Below are 21328 nucleotides of genomic sequence, written 5' to 3' on the forward strand. Positions count from 1 at the left end.
CTCACTCGTTAGTTTCGCGAAAGCAGACCTCATGTCCATCCTGATCGACAAGAACACCAAGGTCATCTGCCAGGGCTTTACCGGCAAGAACGGCACCTTCCACTCGGAGGCCGCGATTGCCTATGGCACTAAGATGGTCGGCGGCACTTCGCCGGGCAAAGGCGGCGCGACGCATCTGGGCCTGCCGGTGTTCGACACCGTGCGCGAGGCGCGTGAGAAGACCGGCGCCGATGCATCGGTGATCTACGTGCCGCCGCCGGGCGCGGCCGATGCGATCTGCGAAGCCATCGATGCCGAGATCCCGCTGATCGTCTGCATCACGGAAGGTATCCCGGTCATCGACATGGTCAGGGTGAAGCGTTCGCTGGCCGGTTCCAAGTCGCGCCTGATCGGGCCGAACTGCCCGGGCGTCATGACCGCCGGCGAGTGCAAGATCGGCATCATGCCGGCCAACATCTTCAAGACCGGCAGCGTCGGCATCGTCTCGCGCTCGGGGACCCTGACCTACGAAGCCGTGTTCCAGACCACCCAGGAAGGCCTCGGCCAGACCACCGCGGTCGGCATCGGCGGCGATCCGGTCAAGGGAACCGAGTTCATTGACGTGCTGGAAATGCTGCTCGGCGACCCCAAGACCGAGTCGATCATCATGATCGGCGAGATCGGCGGTTCCGCCGAGGAGGACGCCGCCCAGTTCCTTAAGGACGAAGCCAAGCGCGGCCGCCAGAAGCCGATGGTCGGTTTCATCGCCGGTGTCACGGCCCCTCCCGGCCGCCGCATGGGCCACGCCGGCGCGATCATTTCGGGCGGCAAGGGCGACGCCGGTTCCAAGACCGACGCGATGAAATCGGCAGGAATTACAGTGTCCCCGTCTCCCGCCCGCCTTGGGCACACGCTTGCCGAAAAATTGAAAGCCTGATTCACACCTTCGTAATTTTCCGGGCGAAGTTTCGCAGCAAATAGGGTAAATGGTGCCTGTCGCGCTGGTCCTCTGCCGGGGAGCCCAGCGCCAGCGCCGTTTGTTATGCGCGAACCGAAATCGCCAGGAACTCAAGCATGTCTCGCCAAGACGCGAACGCAGCCTTTGCCCTCTCTTCCTTTTTGCAGGGCACCAACGCCACCTACATCGACGAAATCTACGCCCGCTACGAGAAGGACCCGTCCTCAGTCGACACTGAGTGGCAGGAATTCTTCAAGAGCCTCAACGACCAGCCGGGCGACATCAGCAAGAACGCCCAGGGCCCGTCCTGGGAGCGCGCCAACTGGCCGCTGATCCCGCAGGACGATCTGACCTCCGCGCTCGACGGCAATTGGGCGGAAGTCGAGAAGACGGTCGGCGCCAAGATCGCCGCCAAGGCCCAGGCCAAGGGTGGCGACAAGGCCGGCGGCCTCTCCTCCGCCGACCTGCTCCAGGCCACCCGCGACTCGGTCCGGGCGCTGATGCTGATCCGCTCCTACCGCATGCGCGGCCACTTCCACGCCAAGCTCGATCCGCTCGGCATCGAAGCCCAGCGCAATCGCGAAGAGCTCGATCCGCGGACCTACGGCTTCAGCGAAGCCGATTTCGACCGCAAGATCTTCCTCGACCATGTGCTCGGTCTCGAATACGCCAACTTGCGCGAAATCACCGCGATCTGCGAGCGCACCTACTGCCAGACGCTCGGCGTCGAGTTCATGCACATCACCAACGCGGCGCAGAAGGCCTGGATCCAGGAGCGCATCGAGGGGCCGGACAAGGAAATCTCCTTCACCCGCGAAGGCCGCCGCGCCATCCTGATGAAGCTGGTCGAAGCCGAAGGCTTCGAGAAATTCTGCGACACCAAGTTCACCGGCACCAAGCGCTTCGGCCTGGACGGTGCTGAATCGCTGATCCCCGCGCTCGAGCAGATCATCAAGCGTGGCGGCAATCTCGGCGTGAAAGAAGTCGTGCTGGGCATGCCGCATCGTGGCCGCCTCAACGTGCTGACCCAGGTGATGGGCAAGCCGCACCGCGCGCTGTTCCACGAGTTCAAGGGCGGTTCGGCCAATCCTGATGCGGTCGAAGGCTCGGGCGACGTCAAGTATCACCTCGGCGCGTCCTCGGATCGCGAGTTCGACGGCAACCGCATCCATCTGTCGCTGACCGCCAACCCCTCACATCTCGAGATCGTCGATCCCGTGGTGCTCGGAAAAGTCCGCGCCAAGCAGGATCAGCACGGCGATCCGCCGGATATGCGCATCTCGGTGATGCCGCTCCTGATGCACGGCGACGCAGCCTTTGCGGGCCAAGGCGTGGTCGCGGAATGTTTCGGCCTGTCGGACCTGAAGGGCTACCGCACCGGCGGCTCCGTGCACTTCATCGTCAACAACCAGATCGGCTTCACCACCTATCCGCGTTATTCGCGTTCGTCGCCGTATCCGTCCGACGTGGCGAAGATGATCGACGCGCCGATCTTCCACGTCAACGGCGACGATCCGGAAGCCGTCGTGTTCGCGGCCAAGGTCGCGACCGAGTTCCGGCAGAAATTCCACAAGCCCGTCGTCATCGACATGTTCTGCTACCGCAGGCATGGCCATAACGAGGGCGACGAGCCGGCTTTCACCCAGCCGGTGATGTACAAGAAGATCGCGGCCCATCCGTCGACGCTCGAGCTCTATGCCCGCCGCCTCATCAGCGAAGGCGTGCTGACCGAGGGCGAGGTCGAGAAGGCCAAGGCCGACTGGCGCGCGCGGCTCGATGCCGAGCTCGAAGCCGGCTCCGGCTACAAGCCCAACAAGGCCGACTGGCTCGACGGCAAATGGGCCGGCTTCAAGATCGCGGATCAGGAAGAAGACGCGCGGCGTGGCGTTACCGGCGTCGACATCGCCGCACTGAAGGACATCGGCCGCAAGATCACCAAGGTGCCGGATGGTTTCCGCGTCCATCGCACCATCCAGCGCTTCCTCGAAAACCGCGCCAGGGCGATCGACGGCGGCACGGGCATCGACTGGGCGACCGGCGAGGCGCTGGCGTTCTGCACGCTGCTCAACGAGAACCACCATGTCCGCCTGTCCGGGCAGGATTCGGAGCGCGGCACCTTCTCGCAGCGCCACTCGGTCCTGATCGACCAGGAAGACGAGAGCCGCTACACGCCGTTCAACCATCTCGGTCACGAGCAGGGCCATTACGAGGTCATCAACTCGCTGCTGTCGGAAGAAGCCGTGCTCGGCTTCGAATACGGCTACTCGCTCGCCGAGCCGAACACGTTGACCCTGTGGGAAGCGCAGTTCGGCGATTTCGCCAACGGCGCGCAGGTCGTGTTCGACCAGTTCATCTCCTCGGGTGAGCGCAAATGGCTGCGCATGTCCGGCCTCGTCTGCCTCCTGCCGCACGGCTATGAGGGCCAGGGACCGGAGCACTCCTCGGCGCGTCTGGAGCGTTATCTCCAGATGTGCGCAGAAGACAACATGCAGGTGGTGTATCCGACCACGCCGGCGAACTACTTCCACGTGCTGCGTAGGCAGCTCCATCGCGAGATCCGCAAGCCGCTGATCGTGATGACGCCGAAGTCGCTGCTGCGTCACAAGCGGGCGGTCTCGCGTCTCGAGGAGCTCGCGAAGGGGACCACCTTCCACCGCATCCTCTATGACGACGCCCAGATGCTGCCGGGCGAAGCGATCAAGCTCGTTCCCGACGAGAAGATCCGCCGCATCGTGCTCTGCTCGGGCAAGGTCTATTACGACCTCTACGAGGAGCGCGAGAAGCGCGGGATGGACGACATCTACCTGATGCGCATCGAGCAGCTCTATCCGGTGCCGCTCAAGGCGCTGGTGGCCGAGCTGTCGCGCTTCAAGAAGGCTGAAGTGGTGTGGTGCCAGGAAGAGCCCCGCAACATGGGGGCCTGGCACTTCATCGAGCCCTATCTGGAATGGGTGCTGAACCAGGTGAACGGTGTGAGCCGGCGTCCGCGTTATGTCGGCCGCGCCGCCTCCGCTGCGACCGCCACGGGTCTGATGTCCAAGCATCAGGCGCAGTTGAAGGCGTTCCTGGACGAAGCATTGAGCTGAGAAGTTTTTAGGACGCTGTCATCGCCCGCCTTGTGCGCAATTGCGCACTGGGGCGGGCGATCCAGTACGCCGTGACGGCCGTGATGACCACGAACGCCGCGGAGTACTGGATGCCCCGCCTTCGCGGGGCATGACACCTGTGAAATTCACGACCGCATTGGCGATCTCCTTAAGGAAAAGACCATGACTGAAATTCGTGTGCCGACCCTCGGCGAATCCGTCACCGAGGCCACCATCGGCCGCTGGTTCAAGAAGGCCGGCGATCCCGTCGCCGTCGACGAGCCCTTGGTGGAGCTCGAGACCGACAAGGTCACCATCGAAGTCCCGGCGCCCTCCGCCGGCACGCTGAGCGAGATCATCGCCGCAGATGGCACGACCGTTGCGGTCGGTGCGCTGCTCGGGCAGATCACCGAGGGCACGGCTGGCGTCGCAAAGACGCCCGCCAAGCCGGCTGCCGCGCCCGCGCCTGCTCCCGCCGCGGCGGCCCCAGCCGCCGCCCCCGCTGCCGCGAAAGCACCGCCGGCCGACTCTCCCCTCGCTCCCTCCGTGCGAAAGCTCTCGGCCGAGACCGGCATCGACGCCTCGACCGTTCCGGGCTCCGGCAAGGACGGTCGCGTCACCAAGGGCGACATGCTCGCCGCAATCGAGCGTGCGGCCTCGGCGCCGACCCCGGTCAACCAGCCGGCCGCCGCGGTTCAGGTCCGCGCACCCTCGCCGGCCGATGACGCCGCCCGCGAAGAGCGCGTCAAGATGACCCGGTTGCGCCAGACCATCGCGCGCCGGCTCAAGGACGTGCAGAACACCGCCGCGATGCTCACGACCTTCAACGAGGTCGACATGACCAACGTCATGGCGCTGCGTGCGCACTACAAGGATGCGTTCGAGAAGAAGCATGGCTCGAAGCTCGGCTTCATGGGCTTCTTCACCAAGGCCGTCGTGCAGGGGCTGAAGGACATCCCGGCCGTCAACGCCGAGATCGACGGCACCGATCTGATCTACAAGAACTACTATCACATCGGCGTCGCCGTCGGCACCGACAAGGGCCTCGTCGTGCCCGTGGTGCGCGACTGCGACAACAAGTCGATCGCCGACATCGAGAAGGGCATCGCCGATTTCGGCCGCCGCGCCCGTGACGGCCAGCTCAAGATCGACGAGATGCAGGGCGGCACCTTCACCATCACCAACGGCGGCATCTACGGCTCGCTGATGTCGACCCCGATCCTGAACGCGCCGCAGTCCGGCATTCTCGGCATGCACAAGATCCAGGAGCGGCCGATGGTCGTCGGCGGCAAGATCGAGGTCCGCCCGATGATGTATCTCGCGCTGTCCTACGATCATCGCGTCATCGACGGCAAGGAAGCCGTGACCTTCCTGGTTCGCGTCAAGGAGAGCCTGGAAGATCCGGCGCGCCTGGTGCTCGATCTCTGATCCCTGATGCTCTGCGAGCGCCGTCGCCTTTCGCGACGGCGCGTGTCGAACCATGGAGGCGCGCGTGACCGATAAAGTCGTTGTCATCACCGGCGGCAGCCGCGGCATTGGCCGCGCGACCGCGATTGCGGCGGCCGCGCGCGGCTTCCGTGTCGTGGTCGGCTATGCCAGCAATAAGACGGCCGCCGACGAGGTGGTCGCCGAGATCGCTGCCAGCAACGGCAAGGCCATCGCGGTGAAATGCGACGTCGCCGAGGAAAGCGACATCCTGGCGCTGTTCAAGGCCGCAGACGCATTCGGCACGCTCGGCGCGCTCGTCAACAATGGCGGTATCGTCGGGACCAGTGGCGTGCGCGTCGATGAGATGTCGGCCGAGCGCATCCAGCGCGTGATGGCGGTCAACGTCACCGGCTCCATCCTCTGCGCGCGCGAAGCGGTGAAGCGGATGTCGACCAGGCACGGCGGCCAGGGCGGCGTCATCGTCAATCTGTCATCGGTTGCTGCCAAGCTCGGCGCGCCGAACACCTATGTCGATTATGCCGCGTCGAAGGGCGCGATCGATTCCTTCACCGTCGGCCTCGGCTATGAGGTTGCCGGGGAGGGCATTCGCGTCGCGGGCATCCGGCCCGGCCTGATCGACACCGAAATCCACGCTGCCGGCGGTGAGCCCGACCGCGCCCATCGTCTGGCCCATATGGTGCCGATGAAGCGCGTCGGTACTGCCGATGAAGTCGCCAATGCCATCGTCTGGCTGATGTCGGACGAGGCCTCCTACGTCACCTCAGCCATTCTCGATGTGTCCGGCGGACGCTGACGCGCCGCGCGGACGCTGACACATCCCTCAACGCTAAACTTACGGGACTTTCTCTCATGGCATACGATCTCGTCGTCATCGGCACCGGACCGGGCGGTTATGTCTGCGCGGTGCGTGCAGCGCAGCTCGGCATGAAAGTCGCCGTGGTCGAAAAGAACGCGACGCTCGGCGGCACCTGCCTCAATGTCGGCTGCATGCCGTCGAAGGCGCTGCTGCACGCGTCCGAAATGTTCGAGGAAGCCGGGCATTCCTTCGCCAAGATGGGCGTCAGCGTCTCCGCGCCGAAGCTCGATTTGCCTGCGATGATGAATTTCAAGCAGCAGGGCATCGACGGTAACGTCAAGGGCGTCGAGTTCCTGATGAAGAAGAACAAGATCGACGTGCTCAAGGGCGCCGGCAAGATTCTCGGTACCGGCAAGGTTGAAGTCTCCGCCGACGGCAAGTCGCAAATCATCGAAACCAAGAGCATCGTGATCGCCACCGGCTCGGACATCGCGCGGCTCAAGGGCATCGAAATCGACGAGGCGCGCATCGTGTCGTCGACCGGCGCGCTGTCGCTGGACAAGGTCCCCGGCAAGCTGCTGATCGTCGGCGCCGGCGTGATCGGCCTCGAGCTCGGCTCGGTCTGGCACCGTCTCGGCGCCGAAGTCGTCGTCGTCGAATTCCTCGACCGCATTCTGCCCGGCATGGACGGCGAGATCGCCAAGCAATTCCAGCGCATCCTGGAGAAGCAGGGCTTTGCGTTCAAGCTCGGTGCCAAGGTCACGGGCGTGGACACCTCCGGCAAGACGCTGAAAGCGACGGTCGAGCCCGCCGCCGGCGGCGCTGCCGAGACGCTGGAAGCCGACGTCGTTCTCGTCTGTATCGGCCGTGTGCCGTATACGGAGGGGCTCGGCCTGAAGGAAGCCGGCGTTGCGCTCGACAATCGCGGCCGCGTGCAGATCGATCCGCACTTCGCCACCAGCGTGAAGGGCGTCTATGCTATCGGCGACGTCGTCGCGGGTCCGATGCTCGCGCACAAGGCCGAGGATGAAGGCGTCGCGGTTGCCGAGATCATCGCCGGGCAGGCCGGCCACGTGAACTACGATGTTATCCCCGGCGTCGTGTATACCACGCCGGAAGTATCCTCCGTGGGCAAGACCGAGGAGGAGCTGAAGCAGGCGGGCGTGGCTTATACCGTCGGAAAGTTTCCCTTTACCGCCAACGGCCGCTCCAAGGTGAACCAGACCACCGACGGCTTTGTGAAGATTCTCGCAGATGCGAAGACCGATCGCGTGCTCGGCGTGCACATAATCGGCCGCGAAGCCGGGGAAATGATCCACGAGGCGGCTGTTCTCATGGAGTTTGGCGGCAGCGCGGAGGATCTCGCGCGCACCTGCCACGCGCACCCGACCCGCTCGGAGGCCATCAAGGAGGCCGCGCTTGCAGTCGGCAAGCGGGCCATCCATATGTAGGTGGCGCCCAGCGCCGAATCGGGCGGGAAACACATGCTACGCCGCCTGCTTCAACCGGTCTGGGTCCTGCTCGCGATCATCTTCTTGATCGAAGCCTGGCTGTGGGACCATCTCGAACCGATCGTTGCGCGGGTTGTCGCAATTGTCCCGCTCGCGCGGCTCAAGCAATGGCTGTCGGACCGCGTCGATGCGCTGTCGCCGGCGATGACGCTGATCGTGTTCGCCGTGCCCATCATTCCGCTGTTTCCGCTCAAGCTGGTCGGCCTGTGGCTGCTCACGCACGAATACTGGACCAGCGCGGTCTTCACCATCGTGTTCGCAAAGCTGCTCGGGGTCGGCGTCACCGCCTTCGTGTTCGATGTGACGCGCGACAAGCTGATGGAGATGGCGTGGTTCGAGCGGCTCTATGATCTGGTGCTGAAGCTGCGTGCCAAGGCCGCCGAGCTGGTCGATCCGATCAAGCGGCGCATCCGCGAGCTGATCGCCGGCAACGGCGAAGGCTGGTCCTCCCGCACGCTCCGCCTGATCCAGCGGTTTCGCAAGAGCGTGCACGAAGCGCGTTGAAGGTTCGCCGCACACTCGCTGTCATCGCCCGGCTTGACCGGGCGATCCAGTATTCCAGAGAGGGCAATGGATACGGAGAAGCCGCGGCATACTGGATGCCCCGGTCAAGCCGGGGCATGACACTGCGTGTGTGGCGTCAAACCACGCGTTTCGTTTTCGCTAATGCAAATGCAGCAGATGCGGCAGCCACAGGCCGAGCCCGGTCATGACGAGCCCAGCGATCGTCAGCAGGCCGGCGACATAAGCGAGTGCGATCATGCCGGTGATGATGGTGGCCGACGCCAGCACGATGCCGATCTGGAAGGCCGCGGATGCCAGTTCGAAGTGATGATATTTCGCAGTCGCCTCGTCGCGCTCATGCTCGGCGTGCTTGGCCTTTTCGGCCAGCTGCTCGGTGCCTTCGCCGGTCTCTGGCTCGGAACGGTAGCGTTGCGCGGTCTTCTGCCAGTCCTCGATCTGCTTCTGCACGGCCACCTTGTTGGCCTCGTCGCTCGCCGCGCCGAGGATGAGCTTGCCCTGGTCCGCCATGCTCTGCACCATGGTGCGGCGGATACTCTTGGCCTGGAAGAACGCCCAGAGGTTGGAGGCCTCGACGTTCTTGCTGATCGATTCGGTCTGCGCGCCCTTGCCGAGCGTCTCGGAGATCGCCAGGAACAGCGCCAGAACGGCAATCAGGAGCGCGATCTTCTTGTTCGAGCCGGACGCGTGTTCGGCGTGCTCGGCATGCTCCATGCTTTCATGTGCGCTCATAAGTCCCTCCTGGCTCGGTTCCCCACGATTGACCGAACCGCGGGCGCCGCGCAAGAGGCATGCGCGCCGAGAGGCTTGCTATGACAGCTTCATGTCAGCATCAGCGACGGGGATGCGCGCTGGCATAAACTTCCAGCAGCCGTTCGGCATCGATGCCGGTATAGATCTGCGTGGTCGAGAGCGAGGCATGGCCGAGCAATTCCTGGATCGCGCGCAAATCGCCGCCGCGTGACAACAGGTGCGTGGCGAAGGAATGCCGGAGCGCGTGCGGCGTGGCGCTATCGGGCAGGCCGAGCGCGCCGCGCAGCCGCTCCATCGCGAGCTGGATGATGCGCGGGCTCAAGGGCCCGCCGCGTGCGCCGACGAAGATCGGCCCCTCCGCCGGCAGCGGATACGGGCACATCGCGACGTACTCCTGCACGAGCGCGAGCACGTTCTGCAGCACCGGCACCATGCGGGTCTTGTTGCCTTTGCCGGTTACGATCAGCACGTCGCCTTCACCGGGACGCGGCACCTCGCGGCGCGTCAGCCCCAGCGCTTCGGAGATGCGCAGGCCCGAGCCGTAGAGGAGCGCCATCACCGCGGCATCGCGCGCCAGAATCCAGGTCTCGCGGTCCTCGCCGGCGCGCTCGTCGGCGTCCGCAAGACGCTTGGCCGACGCCATCGGCAACGGCTTTGGCAGGCTCTTTGCGACTTTCGGCGCGCGGATCGCCGAGAGCGCGCCAACCTTGCCCTTGCCTTCGCGCTCAAGGAAGCGGCCGAACGAGCGCAGCCCCGCGAGTGCGCGCATCAGCGAGCGACCGGCAATATCGTCGGCGCGGCGCATCGCCATGAAGGCCCTGATATCGGTGGCCTCCAGCGCGGCGAAACGCTTCAGCGTCACCCGCTCGCCCCAATGGCCGCAGAGGAAATTCAAGCACTGCCGCAAATCGCGGGCATAGGCTTCCAGCGTCTTCGGCGACAGCCGTCGCTCCGCGCCGAGATGCGACAGCCAGCGCGTCATCTCCTGCGCGATATCAGGATCGGCGCTGGCGAGCTCGATCTGTGGGGCGGCCGCTTTGCTCATGCGCTCTGGACGTGGTGATTCCACTCAGTATATCGCATCACACTCGTTTATCGTTCGCTAAGGCCGCCTCAGGGCGCTAGCCTTGAAGCCCCCGGGTTCCGATTCCCCCTCATGGATCACACGTCGCGCAGCAACGCCGTTTCCGCCAACGCGACCCGCATGGTCGACGTGCTGGTGCCGGTCGCGCTCGACCAGACCTATTCCTACAAGGTGCCGCGCGGGATGGAGCTGAAGGCGGGCGATATTATCGGCGTGCCGCTCGGCCCGCGCGAGGTGCTCGCCGTGGTCTGGGCCGAAAACGCCAATCCGGATCCGCGCCTGCACAACCGCCTCAAGGAGGTCAGCGAAAAGCTCGACATCCCGCCGCTGAAGCCCGAGCTGCGTGCGGTCGTGGACTGGATCGCCAATTACACGCTGAGCCCGCGCGGCATGGTGCTGCGCATGTGCCTGCGGATGGGCGAGAACCTCGGCCCCGAGCGGGTGCGCGCTGGCGTGCGCCTGGTCGGCGATCCGCCAAAACGTCTGACGCCGGCGCGGCAGCGCCTGATCCAGGTGCTGTCGGACCGGCTGCTGCACGGCAAGTCGGAAGCCGCCAGGGAGGCCGGCGTTTCGGCTGGCGTGATCGACGGCCTCGTCGACGAAGGCACGCTCACGGTCGAGCCGATGCCGCCGGCTCCGCCGCCGCCGGCCCCAGATCCGGATTTCAGCCGGCCGGATTTTTCGCCGCTCCAGCGCGCCGGGGTCGATGCCATGCGCGCGCTCGCCGCCAACGGCAGCTTTCACGTCGCGCTGCTCGATGGTGTCACCGGCTCGGGCAAGACCGAGGTTTATTTCGAAGCCGTGGCCGAGGCGACCCGACGCGGAAAGCAGTCGCTGATCCTGATGCCGGAGATCGCGCTCACCGGCCAGTTCCTCGATCGCTTCGCGCAACGTTTTGGCGTGCGCCCTCTGGAATGGCATTCCGAGCTGACGCCGCGCACCCGCGCGCGCAATTGGGCGGCGATCTCCGAGGGCAGCGCGCCGGTCGTGATCGGCGCGCGCTCGGCGCTGTTTCTGCCTTACGCCAATCTCGGCCTCATTGTGGTCGATGAAGAGCACGACCAGGCCTACAAGCAGGACGAGGGCGTGCATTATCACGCCCGCGACATGGCGGTGGTGCGCGCGCACATCGCAAAGGTCCCGATCGTGCTGGCGTCGGCGACGCCGTCGGTCGAGTCCGAGGTCAATGCGCGCAAGAACCGCTATCAGCGCATCGCGCTGCCGTCGCGCTTCGGCGGCCAGCACATGCCGCATATCGAGGCCATCGACATGCGCCGCGAGCCGCCGGCGCGCGGCCGCTTCATCTCGCCGCGGCTGGCGTCCGAGATCAGGTCCGCGATCGAGCGGCGCGAGCAGGCGCTCTTGTTCCTCAATCGCCGCGGCTATGCGCCGTTGACGTTGTGCCGCGCCTGCGGCCATCGCTTCGCCTGCACCATCTGCGATGCCTGGCTGGTCGATCATCGCTTCCGCCAGCGCCTCGTCTGTCACCATTGCGGCTTCTCGATGCCGCGCCCGCAGACCTGTCCGCATTGTGCGGCGGAGGAATCGCTGGTCGCGGTCGGGCCCGGTGTCGAGCGCTTGCAGGAAGAGGCGGCCGCGCTGTTCCCGGAGGCGCGCACCATGGTGCTGTCGAGCGATCTCATCACCTCGATCGAGACGATGCGCTCCGAGCTGAATGACATCGCGGAGGGTCGCGTCGACGTCATCATCGGCACGCAGCTCGTGGCCAAGGGCCACAATTTCCCGCGGCTCAATCTGGTCGGCCTGGTCGATGCGGATCTCGGCCTGTCCAATGGCGATCCGCGCGCCTCCGAGCGCACCTGGCAATTGCTCAACCAGGTGATCGGCCGCGCCGGGCGCGAGCAGGGCCGTGGCATCGGCTATATCCAGACCCATCAGCCCGATCATCCCGTGATGAAGGCGCTGATCGCCTGCGACCGCGAGGCCTTCTACGACAGCGAGATCGATTTGCGTGAACGCACGCTCTATCCGCCGTTCGGGCGGCTCGCGAGCCTGATCATTTCCGCCGGCGACCGGCCGAGCGCCGAGGGCTTTGGCCGCCACCTCGTCGCGCTCGCGCCGCGCGACGAGCGCGTGGTGGTGCTGGGCCCGGCGGAAGCCCCGCTCGCGGTCATCAAGGGCCGCTACCGCTTCCGCATTCTGGTGAAATCCGCGCGCGGCTTCGACCTGTCGGATTATCTGCGCAACTGGCTTGCCGTATGCCCGAAGCCGAAGGGCAATCAAAAGCTCGAAGTCGACGTCGATCCGCAGAGCTTTTTGTAGGCCGGTTGTCATTCCGGGGCGCGCATAGCGCGAGCCCGGAATCCATCGGGCGGCAGAGTTGGTGGGGGAATGGATTCCGGGTTCGCGACTTCGTCGCGCCCCGGAATGACAGCACGTAAAAAAGCCCGCCGTCCCCCAAGACGGCGGGCTTGTTTCAGGCGTCGCGCGCCTTAGGAGACGACTTCCGCGGTGACGCGGCCGACGCCGGCGCCGGTGAGGCCGATGGCGCGGGCAGCGCCCGTGGAGAGGTCGAGGACACGGCCGCGAATGAACGGGCCACGGTCGTTGATGGTGACGATGACGCTCGAGCCGCCATGGGTGACGCGCAGCTTGGTGCCGAACGGCAGCGAACGGTGCGCCGCGGTCATGGCGTTCTGGTTGAAGCGCTGGCCCGAGGCGGTCCTGCTGCCGGACTCATTCCCGTAAAAGGAAGCCATGCCGGAGAAGGAACGTCCGGTGCCCTGCGACGGCGTCATCGACGCATTGGCGTTACGCCAATCGGAGGTCGTGTTGGCATCGTTCTGGGCGTGGTGGCGGTGATGATGGTGGGAATACCGATGGTGATGGCGGGATTTGGCGGAAGCTTCGGTGGCAGTTCCACCGATGAGAAGAGTTGCGGCAACAAAGGCGATCGCCGTACGCGGCCGGGTCACAGAGCCCAGCGTCTTCAAACAAAGCATATATTGGTCCCTAAGCTAGTATTGCCACATATGTGGCAAGTGGAGCCCCCGTAAGTTTGCGAGCGGGACCGCGTTTCGATTCCTAATGAGGCGTGAATTGGGCAGTAAATCCGTTCTGTGTCTTCATGTAATATCTTGTTACCGGCGGGGATATTCGGCAGATATTCCGTAATCTTGGATTTTAACGATTCGTTAACCTCTGTATTACTTACAAATACTGTAAAACGAAGTCATCGCTTCCCGCATTTAGAACTGGGTAAGTATTCGGCGAGTGAAGCGGATGGCCCGGAATCACGCCTCAGCGATCGGTGTTCATGGCCGCTATGCGCTGAGGGCAGGAACAAATCGCCGGCGTCGGCTCACGGGCTGGCTTAAGCGCTGTGGCAATTCCGCGGCGTGGCAGGTCATCGTCGCGTCGTCGTGGAGTGCGACGAACTGGCGACATAACGTCATGCCTTTAATTTGGCGTCATGTTGCACGTGCGCGCCTGCTATGTTAGCAAAGCCGCGATTTTAACGAGCCCGGCACTTCCGTGCGGGGTCGAAAATCGAAGTCCCGCTTGAATTCCAAGGGCTTGGATCGCTAGGCGCCGCTTTGTGGCGACGGTTTTTCCCTTGCGAGTTTGACAGCAAAAAGAGCACGTCTGTGGCTGCAGAAGATACGTCCGTTTCCGGTGTGTCGGGCCGTTATGCAACGGCCTTGTTTGAACTGGCCCGCGACCAGAAGGTGGTCGACGAGGTCAAAGCCGATCTCGAGAAATTCGAGGGTATGCTCAACGAAAGCGCCGATCTGAAGCGCCTCGTTCGCAGCCCGGTTTTCGCGGCCGACGCCCAGTCCAGGGCCCTCTCGGCCGTTTTGGACAAGGCGGGCATCGCTGGCATCTCCGCCAATTTCCTGAAAGTGCTGACCGCCAACCGCCGCCTGTTCGCGGTGGCTGACGTCATCCGCGCCTATCGCGCCCTGGTCGCCAAGTTCAAGGGCGAGGCCACGGCCGACGTCACCGTGGCGGAGGCGCTATCGGACAAGAATCTCGACGCCCTCAAGGTTGCCCTGAAGTCGGTGACCGGCAAGGACGTCGCGCTCAACGTGAAGGTCGATCCCTCGATCATCGGTGGCCTCGTGGTCAAGCTTGGCAGCCGGATGATCGATAGCTCGCTTCGCACCAAACTCAATTCGATCAAGCACGCGATGAAAGAGGCAGGCTGATGGACATCCGCGCCGCGGAAATTTCCGCGATCCTCAAGGACCAGATCAAGAATTTCGGCCAGGAAGCTGAAGTCTCCGAAGTCGGACAGGTGCTGTCCGTCGGCGACGGCATCGCCCGCGTTTACGGCCTGGATAACGTCCAGGCCGGTGAAATGGTCGAGTTCGAGAACGGCACCCGCGGCATGGCGCTGAACCTCGAAACCGACAACGTCGGTATCGTCATTTTCGGCGCCGACCGTGAGATCAAGGAAGGTCAGACCGTCAAGCGGACCCGCGCCATCGTGGACGCGCCGGTCGGCAAGGGCCTGCTCGGCCGCGTCGTCGACGCGCTCGGCAATCCCATCGACGGCAAGGGCCCGATCCAGGCCGACAAGCGCATGCGCGTCGACGTCAAGGCGCCCGGCATCATTCCGCGCAAGTCCGTGAACGAACCGATGGCGACCGGCCTCAAGGCGATCGACGCCCTGATCCCGATCGGCCGCGGCCAGCGCGAGCTGATCATCGGCGACCGTCAGACCGGCAAGACCGCGATCGCGCTCGACACCATCCTCAACCAGAAGCCGCTCAACGCGCAGCCGGACGAGAACATCAAGCTGTATTGCGTCTACGTCGCGATCGGCCAGAAGCGCTCGACCGTTGCCCAGTTCGTGAAGGTGCTGGAAGAGCAGGGCGCGCTGGAATATTCGATCATCGTCGCCGCCACCGCGTCCGATCCGGCGCCGATGCAGTACATCGCGCCGTTCACCGGCTGCACCATGGGCGAGTACTTCCGCGACAACGGCATGCACGCCGTCATCATCTATGACGATTTGTCCAAGCAGGCCGTCGCCTACCGCCAGATGTCGCTCCTGCTGCGCCGCCCGCCGGGCCGCGAAGCCTATCCGGGCGACGTGTTCTATCTGCATTCCCGCCTGCTCGAGCGCGCGGCGAAGCTGAACAAGGACCAGGGCTCGGGCTCGCTGACGGCGCTGCCGGTCATCGAAACCCAGGCCAACGACGTGTCGGCCTACATTCCGACCAACGTCATCTCGATCACCGACGGCCAGATCTTCCTCGAAACCGACCTGTTCTTCCAGGGCATCCGCCCCGCGGTGAACGTCGGTCTGTCGGTGTCGCGCGTCGGCTCCTCGGCGCAGACCAAGGCCACCAAGAAGGTCGCCGGCAAGATCAAGGGCGAGCTCGCGCAGTACCGCGAAATGGCGGCGTTCGCGCAGTTCGGCTCCGACCTCGACGCCTCGACCCAGCGCCTGCTCAACCGCGGCTCGCGTCTGACCGAGCTCCTGAAGCAGCCGCAGTTCGCGCCGCTGAAGATGGAAGAGCAGGTCTGCGTGATCTGGGCCGGCACCAACGGCTATCTCGATCCGCTTCCGGTCAACAAGGTGCGCGCGTTCGAGGACGGTCTGTTGTCGCTGCTGCGCGGCAAGAACGTCGAGATCCTCAACGCGATCCGCGACAGCCGCGATCTCTCCGACGACACCGCCGCCAAGCTGAAGTCGGTGGTTGAAGGTTTCGCCAAGAGCTTCGCATAAGAGAGCGGTCGCAAAGGCCGGGCTTCTTGTCCCGGCCTTCCGTGCCTCACCGCATGGAGACGAAGACGTGGATGCCCGGGACACGCCCGGGCATAACGACTGGGATAGGCTAGCGGCTTGATCCAGGGGATCGAACCGCCGGGGTGAACGAAGAATGGCGTCACTTAAAGACATGCGCGTCCGCATCGCCTCCACAAAGGCGACGCAGAAGATCACCAAGGCCATGCAGATGGTCGCAGCGTCCCGATTGCGCCGCGCCCAGCAAGCGGCCGAGGCGGCGCGGCCCTATGCCGACAAGATGAGCGCGGTGATCTCCAACATCGCCAGCGCTGCCGCCGGTTCGCCCGGCGCGCCGGTGCTGCTGGGCGGCACCGGCAAGGATCAGGTTCACCTGCTGCTGGTCTGCACCGGCGAGCGCGGCCTGTCCGGCGCGTTCAACTCCTCGATCGTGCGCCTCGCGCGCGAGCGCGCCCAGACGCTGATGGCGCAGGGCAAGGAAGTCAAATTTTTCTGCGTCGGCCGCAAGGGCTACGAGCAGCTCCGTCGCCTCTACGACAAACAGATCGTCGAGCACCTCGACCTGCGCGGCGTTCGTCAGCTCGGCTTCCTCAACGCCGAGGACATCGCCAAGAAGGTTCTGGCCCGCTTCGACAACGGCGAATTCGACGTCTGCACGTTGTTCTACGCGCAGTTCAAGTCGGTCATCGCCCAGGTCCCGACCGCGCAGCAGATCATTCCGCTGACCGTGGAAGAAAAGGCGGCGAATGCGCCGTCGACGTCCTACGATTACGAGCCGGAGGAAGACGAGCTCCTCTCCGGCCTGTTGCCGCGGAATATCGCGGTACAGATTTTCCGCGCGCTGCTGGAAAACAACGCCTCGTTCTATGGCGCCCAGATGAGCTCGATGGACAACGCCACCCGCAACGCGGGCGAAATGATCCGCAAGCAAACCCAGATCTACAACCGAACCCGTCAAGCCCAGATCACCAAGGAGCTGATCGAGATCATCTCCGGCGCCGAGGCGGTCTGACGCACGAACCAAACGACGGTCGTTCAAGTAAAGAATTTCGAAGGAGAGCTTCATGGCTACAGCAGCTACCCAGGTCGGTCGTGTCACCCAGGTCATGGGCGCCGTCGTCGACGTTCAGTTCGAAGGCCATCTGCCGGCCATTCTGAATTCGTTGGAAACCAAGAACGGCAACATCCGCCTCGTGCTGGAAGTTGCGCAGCATCTCGGTGAGTCCACCGTGCGCACGATCGCGATGGACGTGACCGAAGGTCTGGTCCGCGGCCAGGAAGTGACCGACACCGGTCAGCCGATCTCTGTTCCCGTCGGCGCGGGCACGCTCGGCCGCATCATGAACGTGATCGGTGAGCCGATCGACGAAGCCGGTCCGATCCAGTCCGAAGGCAAGCGCGCCATCCACCAGGAAGCGCCGACCTACACCGATCAGTCGACCGAAGCGGAAATTCTCGTCACCGGCATCAAGGTCGTCGACTTGCTCGCGCCCTACGCCAAGGGCGGCAAGATCGGCCTGTTCGGCGGCGCCGGCGTCGGCAAGACCGTGCTGATTCAGGAGCTGATCAACAACGTTGCGAAGGCGCACGGTGGCTACTCCGTGTTCGCCGGCGTAGGCGAGCGTACCCGCGAGGGCAACGACCTCTATCACGAGTTCATCGAGTCCAAGGTCAACGCCGATCCGCACAATCCGGATCCGAGCGTCAAGTCGAAGTGCGCGCTGGTGTTCGGCCAGATGAACGAGCCGCCCGGCGCCCGCGCCCGCGTCGGCCTCACCGGTCTGACCGTCGCCGAGCACTTCCGTGACCAGGGCCAGGACGTGCTGTTCTTCGTCGACAACATCTTCCGCTTCACCCAGGCCGGTTCTGAAGTGTCCGCGCTGCTCGGTCGTATCCCGAGCGCCGTGGGCTACCAGCCGACGCTCGCCACCGACATGGGCGCGCTGCAGGAGCGCATCACCACCACGCAGAAGGGTTCGATCACCTCGGTGCAGGCCATTTACGTTCCGGCCGACGACTTGACCGACCCGGCGCCCGCGACCTCGTTCGCGCATTTGGACGCCACCACGGTGTTGAACCGCGCGATCTCGGAAAAGGGCATCTATCCGGCGGTGGATCCGCTCGACTCGACCTCGCGCATGCTCTCGCCGCTCGTCGTGGGCCAGGAGCACTATGACACCGCGCGTCAGGTCCAGCAGGTGCTGCAGCGCTACAAGTCGCTGCAGGACATCATCGCCATTCTCGGCATGGACGAGCTTTCGGAAGAGGACAAGCTGACGGTGGCCCGCGCCCGCAAGATCGAGCGCTTCCTGTCGCAGCCGTTCCACGTCGCCGAAATCTTCACCGGCTCGCCCGGCAAGTTCGTCGACCTCGCGGACACCATCAAGGGCTTCCGCGGCCTCTGCGAAGGCAAGTATGACCACCTGCCGGAAGCCGCCTTCTACATGGTCGGCACCATCGAAGAGGCGATCGAGAAGGGCAAGAAGCTCGCCGCTGAAGCGGCCTAAGAAGCGAATGGCGAATAAGGAGTAGCGAATAGTACGCTGCTCCTGTTCGTCACTCGCTATTCGCCACTCGCTATTCGCAGGTTTATCATGGCCACCTTCCACTTCGATCTCGTCTCGCCGGAAAAGCTCGCCTTCTCGGGCGAGGTCGACCAGGTCGATATCCCCGGCGTCGAGGGTGACTTCGGCGTGCTGGCGGGACATGCGCCGGTCGTGGCCGCGATCCGGCCCGGCATTCTCACCGTGACCATCGGCGGCAGGCACGAGAAGATTATCGTGCTCGGCGGTATCGCTGAAGTTTCCGACAAGGGCCTGACCGTGCTCGCCGACGTCGCGACCTCGCTGGCCGAACTCGACCGCGCCCAGTTCGCCGCGACCGTCTCTGAGATGGAAGAGGGATTGAAGGAGCACGAAGGCAACGAGCTCGATCAAGCCATTGCGCGGCTCGACCACTTCAAGAGCATCCAGCACGAGCTCAACACCACGGCTATGCACTAAGCCCCGGTGCACCGCGCCGGGGCTCAAGCTACAAATCCCTGAATAAGTTCAGCGCTCGTCACGGAAGTGGCGGGCGCTGAAACTTTGTTGCACCGCGCCGCCGATAGCGCCATTCTGCGCCCGCGAACTTTGTTCCGGGGGCCGGCCGCAGATGAAACGCAAGATCGCAGCGATTTTCGCAGCCGATATTGCCGGTTATTCACGACTGGTCGCGGAAGACGAAGAGGAGACGCTGCGGCGTCTCGCCTCCTATCGCGAGGTCGTCGACGATTTCATTGCCAGGGCGGGCGGACGCATCTTCAACACTGCCGGCGACGCCGTGCTCGCGGAATTTCCAAGCGCCGTCGATGCGGTGCGTTGCGCCATCGACATCCAGGAATCCCTGCGAACCCGCAACATGGCCTATCCGCCAAGCCGGCAGATGTCGTTCCGCATTGGTATCACCATCGGCGACGTGGTCGAGCGAGACGGTGATCTGCTCGGTGACGGTGTCAATATCGCCGCCCGGCTCGAGGGCCTCGCCGAGATCGGCGGCATCTGCGTCTCCCGCGCGGTGCACGAGCAGGTCGCCAACAAGCTGTCGGTGCAGTTCGCCGATATCGGCGCGCAGGAGGTCAAGAACATCCCGACGCCGGTGCATGCCTACATGGTGGCGATGCGGCGCGGGGACGGCAGCTACGCAACGCCGCAGATCAAGAGGGTGGCGAAGGCTGCGGCCGCGCCGAACTGGATGTGGCCGTTGGTGGTCGGTGTCGTCTCCGTCGTCGCCATCGGCGTCGGCGGCTTCCTCTATTTCACCAAGTTGGAGACGACCAGGGCGCCGTCAATCGCAGCGATCACGCCAAGCCCTGTATCAAGCCCTGTATCAAGCCCCGCATCAACAGCGCCAGGCTCGTCATCCACAATGGCGGCGAAAGCGCCGATGCCCATGCCGGCACCATCGGCTTCGCCGATGGCGGGCAAGTTTCCCGCCGACAACGTCCCCTTCATCAACGAGCGCATCCGCAACTACCTGGCGGGCGACTATTCCGCGGCCGGCGACTACAAGGCGTTCGCGCTCAATGTCGGCGGGTTCACCGGCGCGTCGTTGAATCAGCCGAACGAGGAAGCCGCGCGCAACGCCGCACTCGATCAGTGCCAGAAGCGCGCCGATGCCGCGCAATCGCCGCGGCGCTGCGAGCTCTATGCTGTCGGCAACAACGTGGTCTACACGCACGGCAAGCCCCCGATGCCGCCGCAACCCTTCGTCCGGCATGACGCCATGACCGAGCGCGCCTTCGCCTCGAAAGATTTTCCGATGGTGCGCGAGCCCGCCAAGGTCCGGCTCGAGAACATGTTCGTGCCCGCGGCAAAATCCCGCTCGGTCGCGCTCGGCCCGGGCGGACAATATTTCATGGTGATGGGCGCAGCATCCGCCGACGATGCCGCGCGGCGCTCGCTGGAATCGTGCGGCGCGATCGCCGGCGTCGCCTGCCTGGTCGTTGCGGTCGACGAGAATTTCGTCGTGCCGATCCCGACCCTGCTCAGGATCACCGGCTTCTTCCACGCGGCGTCTAACGCCTCGATCGTCGCCGATGCGCGCGACGAGGTCGTGCGTAAGCTCGCCGACGGCATGGGCTGGAATGCCGTCGCGGTCGGCACCGCGGGCCGGCCGGGCTTCGGTCTGAGGGCCGCCGACGAGCAGACAGCCGTCAATTCCGCGCTCGCCGACTGCGCCAAGAGCGACCGCGATTGCCACGTCATCGCAATCGGCCCATTCACGGTCGGGCCGATCAATTAGGGCTGAAAACTGGCTCTCGGGTGGTTTTCGCGTTTTAGTTTGCGAACGGCGCAAACTGCTGTGCCACGGCGCTGTAGACGTGGCGGCGGAACGGCACCACGACATCGGGGACACGATCGAGCCGCTCCCAGCGCCAGGCGTCGAACTCGGCGGGCTGCCCGTTGCGCGGCGTCAGCGGATCGATCTCGTCATCCTTGCCGGTGAAGCGCAGCGCGAACCATTTCTGGCGCTGGCCGCGGAATTTCGCCAGCCGGTGCGTCTGCGGCCCGTCATAGGGCGGGAATTCGTAAGTCAGCCAGTCGGTCTCGCCGAGATAGGTTGCGCTCTTGACGCTGGTCTCTTCCCAGAGTTCGCGCAGCGCGGCATCGCGCAAATCCTCGCCGTCGTCGACGCCGCCCTGCGGCATCTGCCAGTCGAGGCCCGGCAGGATGATCTCGGGTCCGTCGCCCTTGAAGCGGTGCCCGATCAGCACGCGGCCGTCGGCATTGAACAGCGCGATTCCGACATTGGGACGGTAGGGTTTTTCAGTGCTCACGCGTGGATCTCTCGTCGTCATTTCAGGCGATGCATTAGAGCGTTTTCGAGCGAAGTGGATACCGGTTCGCGTCAAGAAAACGCGTCAAAATAAAAAACTAGAGCCCCGTTCCGATTCCATCGGAACGGAACTGGCTCTAGCATCAACCTGGAATGGC

17 protein-coding genes are annotated in these 21328 nt (G+C 64.5%); 13 read left to right on the forward strand and 4 right to left on the reverse strand.

Annotated features, from left to right (window positions below):
* Nucleotides 1-31 precede the first annotated feature (31 nt).
* The 6 genes from sucD (at nucleotide 32) to AC0L21_RS27085 (ending at nucleotide 8283) form a co-directional block, all read left to right on the forward strand.
* A complete protein-coding gene (gene sucD, locus AC0L21_RS27060; protein ID WP_007598874.1) occupies nucleotides 32-916 on the forward strand; it encodes a succinate--CoA ligase subunit alpha in 885 nt (294 codons plus the stop codon).
* 137 nt (nucleotides 917-1053) lie between these two features.
* Complete coding sequence (locus AC0L21_RS27065) at nucleotides 1054-4023, forward strand: 2-oxoglutarate dehydrogenase E1 component (protein ID WP_473264765.1); 2970 nt, start codon at nucleotides 1054-1056, stop codon at nucleotides 4021-4023.
* A 183-nt stretch (nucleotides 4024-4206) separates the two neighbouring features.
* The gene (odhB, locus tag AC0L21_RS27070) at nucleotides 4207-5451 is read left to right on the forward strand and encodes a 2-oxoglutarate dehydrogenase complex dihydrolipoyllysine-residue succinyltransferase (RefSeq protein WP_473264766.1); all 1245 of its coding nucleotides are present in this window, start codon (nucleotides 4207-4209) and stop codon (nucleotides 5449-5451) included.
* Between the two features lie 52 nt (nucleotides 5452-5503).
* Nucleotides 5504-6265, forward strand: a complete 762-nt coding sequence (locus AC0L21_RS27075; protein ID WP_473264767.1) for an SDR family oxidoreductase — start codon at nucleotides 5504-5506, stop codon at nucleotides 6263-6265.
* A gap of 56 nt (nucleotides 6266-6321) precedes the next feature.
* Nucleotides 6322-7719, forward strand: coding sequence for a dihydrolipoyl dehydrogenase (gene lpdA / locus AC0L21_RS27080; protein WP_473264768.1), 1398 nt, complete (start codon nucleotides 6322-6324; stop codon nucleotides 7717-7719).
* A gap of 33 nt (nucleotides 7720-7752) precedes the next feature.
* The gene (locus AC0L21_RS27085) at nucleotides 7753-8283 is read left to right on the forward strand and encodes a hypothetical protein (protein ID WP_473264769.1); all 531 of its coding nucleotides are present in this window, start codon (nucleotides 7753-7755) and stop codon (nucleotides 8281-8283) included.
* Nucleotides 8284-8442: 159 nt separating this feature from the next.
* On the opposite strand, the gene AC0L21_RS27090 is transcribed toward AC0L21_RS27085, so the two are convergent.
* Together AC0L21_RS27090 and AC0L21_RS27095 are read right to left on the reverse strand one after the other, a co-directional pair.
* Entirely contained in the window at nucleotides 8443-9033 is a 591-nt protein-coding gene (locus tag AC0L21_RS27090; RefSeq protein WP_473264770.1) for a DUF4337 domain-containing protein, read from the reverse strand.
* Between the two features lie 100 nt (nucleotides 9034-9133).
* Nucleotides 9134-10099, reverse strand: a complete 966-nt coding sequence (locus tag AC0L21_RS27095) for a tyrosine recombinase XerC (RefSeq protein WP_473264771.1) — start codon at nucleotides 10097-10099, stop codon at nucleotides 9134-9136.
* A 111-nt stretch (nucleotides 10100-10210) separates the two neighbouring features.
* Here AC0L21_RS27095 and AC0L21_RS27100 point away from each other — a divergent pair, with 111 nt between their 5' ends.
* Nucleotides 10211-12421 carry a primosomal protein N' gene (locus AC0L21_RS27100; RefSeq protein WP_473264772.1) on the forward strand — a complete coding sequence of 737 codons (2211 nt, stop codon included), beginning with the start codon at nucleotides 10211-10213 and terminating at the stop codon, nucleotides 12419-12421.
* 170 nt (nucleotides 12422-12591) lie between these two features.
* Here the strand turns inward: AC0L21_RS27100 and AC0L21_RS27105 are convergent, their stop codons facing one another.
* The gene (locus AC0L21_RS27105) at nucleotides 12592-13101 is read right to left on the reverse strand and encodes a septal ring lytic transglycosylase RlpA family protein (protein ID WP_027566411.1); all 510 of its coding nucleotides are present in this window, start codon (nucleotides 13099-13101) and stop codon (nucleotides 12592-12594) included.
* A 645-nt stretch (nucleotides 13102-13746) separates the two neighbouring features.
* Between AC0L21_RS27105 and AC0L21_RS27110 the strand changes: the two genes are divergently transcribed.
* The 6 genes from AC0L21_RS27110 to AC0L21_RS27135 all read left to right on the forward strand — a co-directional run bounded on the left by AC0L21_RS27110 (nucleotide 13747) and on the right by AC0L21_RS27135 (nucleotide 20636).
* A complete protein-coding gene (locus tag AC0L21_RS27110) occupies nucleotides 13747-14307 on the forward strand; it encodes a F0F1 ATP synthase subunit delta (RefSeq protein WP_027566412.1) in 561 nt (186 codons plus the stop codon).
* The gene (gene atpA / locus AC0L21_RS27115) at nucleotides 14307-15836 is read left to right on the forward strand and encodes a F0F1 ATP synthase subunit alpha (protein ID WP_007604342.1); all 1530 of its coding nucleotides are present in this window, start codon (nucleotides 14307-14309) and stop codon (nucleotides 15834-15836) included. The genes AC0L21_RS27110 and atpA overlap by 1 nt, the downstream gene beginning before the upstream one ends.
* Nucleotides 15837-15990: 154 nt before the next feature.
* On the forward strand, nucleotides 15991-16866 hold the full coding sequence (locus tag AC0L21_RS27120) for a F0F1 ATP synthase subunit gamma (RefSeq protein ID WP_473264773.1): 876 nt from the start codon (nucleotides 15991-15993) through the stop codon (nucleotides 16864-16866).
* A gap of 52 nt (nucleotides 16867-16918) precedes the next feature.
* Complete coding sequence (gene atpD, locus AC0L21_RS27125) at nucleotides 16919-18361, forward strand: F0F1 ATP synthase subunit beta (RefSeq protein ID WP_473264774.1); 1443 nt, start codon at nucleotides 16919-16921, stop codon at nucleotides 18359-18361.
* 87 nt (nucleotides 18362-18448) lie between these two features.
* A complete protein-coding gene (locus AC0L21_RS27130; protein WP_473264775.1) occupies nucleotides 18449-18856 on the forward strand; it encodes a F0F1 ATP synthase subunit epsilon in 408 nt (135 codons plus the stop codon).
* Between the two features lie 151 nt (nucleotides 18857-19007).
* Nucleotides 19008-20636 (forward strand): adenylate/guanylate cyclase domain-containing protein, encoded by a 1629-nt coding sequence (locus AC0L21_RS27135; RefSeq protein WP_473264776.1) that lies wholly within the window; start codon nucleotides 19008-19010, stop codon nucleotides 20634-20636.
* 34 nt (nucleotides 20637-20670) lie between these two features.
* On the opposite strand, the gene AC0L21_RS27140 is transcribed toward AC0L21_RS27135, so the two are convergent.
* Nucleotides 20671-21171, reverse strand: a complete 501-nt coding sequence (locus AC0L21_RS27140; protein ID WP_473264777.1) for an RNA pyrophosphohydrolase — start codon at nucleotides 21169-21171, stop codon at nucleotides 20671-20673.
* Nucleotides 21172-21328 lie beyond the last annotated feature (157 nt).

This window comes from Bradyrhizobium sp. WSM4873 (genome assembly GCF_055811355.1).

Coding starts and splice junctions, on each gene's coding strand:
- AC0L21_RS27075 (WP_473264767.1), top strand. CDS start 5,504: ATGGAGGCGCGCGTGACCGATAAAGTCGTTGTCATCACCGGCGGCAGC.
- AC0L21_RS27120 (WP_473264773.1), top strand. CDS start 15,991: ATGGCGTCACTTAAAGACATGCGCGTCCGCATCGCCTCCACAAAGGCG.
- AC0L21_RS27090 (WP_473264770.1), bottom strand. CDS start 9,033: ATGAGCGCACATGAAAGCATGGAGCATGCCGAGCACGCCGAACACGCG.
- atpA (WP_007604342.1), top strand. CDS start 14,307: ATGGACATCCGCGCCGCGGAAATTTCCGCGATCCTCAAGGACCAGATC.
- lpdA (WP_473264768.1), top strand. CDS start 6,322: ATGGCATACGATCTCGTCGTCATCGGCACCGGACCGGGCGGTTATGTC.
- AC0L21_RS27105 (WP_027566411.1), bottom strand. CDS start 13,101: ATGCTTTGTTTGAAGACGCTGGGCTCTGTGACCCGGCCGCGTACGGCG.
- AC0L21_RS27130 (WP_473264775.1), top strand. CDS start 18,449: ATGGCCACCTTCCACTTCGATCTCGTCTCGCCGGAAAAGCTCGCCTTC.
- atpD (WP_473264774.1), top strand. CDS start 16,919: ATGGCTACAGCAGCTACCCAGGTCGGTCGTGTCACCCAGGTCATGGGC.
- AC0L21_RS27065 (WP_473264765.1), top strand. CDS start 1,054: ATGTCTCGCCAAGACGCGAACGCAGCCTTTGCCCTCTCTTCCTTTTTG.
- odhB (WP_473264766.1), top strand. CDS start 4,207: ATGACTGAAATTCGTGTGCCGACCCTCGGCGAATCCGTCACCGAGGCC.
- AC0L21_RS27085 (WP_473264769.1), top strand. CDS start 7,753: ATGCTACGCCGCCTGCTTCAACCGGTCTGGGTCCTGCTCGCGATCATC.
- AC0L21_RS27135 (WP_473264776.1), top strand. CDS start 19,008: ATGAAACGCAAGATCGCAGCGATTTTCGCAGCCGATATTGCCGGTTAT.
- AC0L21_RS27095 (WP_473264771.1), bottom strand. CDS start 10,099: ATGAGCAAAGCGGCCGCCCCACAGATCGAGCTCGCCAGCGCCGATCCT.
- sucD (WP_007598874.1), top strand. CDS start 32: ATGTCCATCCTGATCGACAAGAACACCAAGGTCATCTGCCAGGGCTTT.
- AC0L21_RS27100 (WP_473264772.1), top strand. CDS start 10,211: ATGGATCACACGTCGCGCAGCAACGCCGTTTCCGCCAACGCGACCCGC.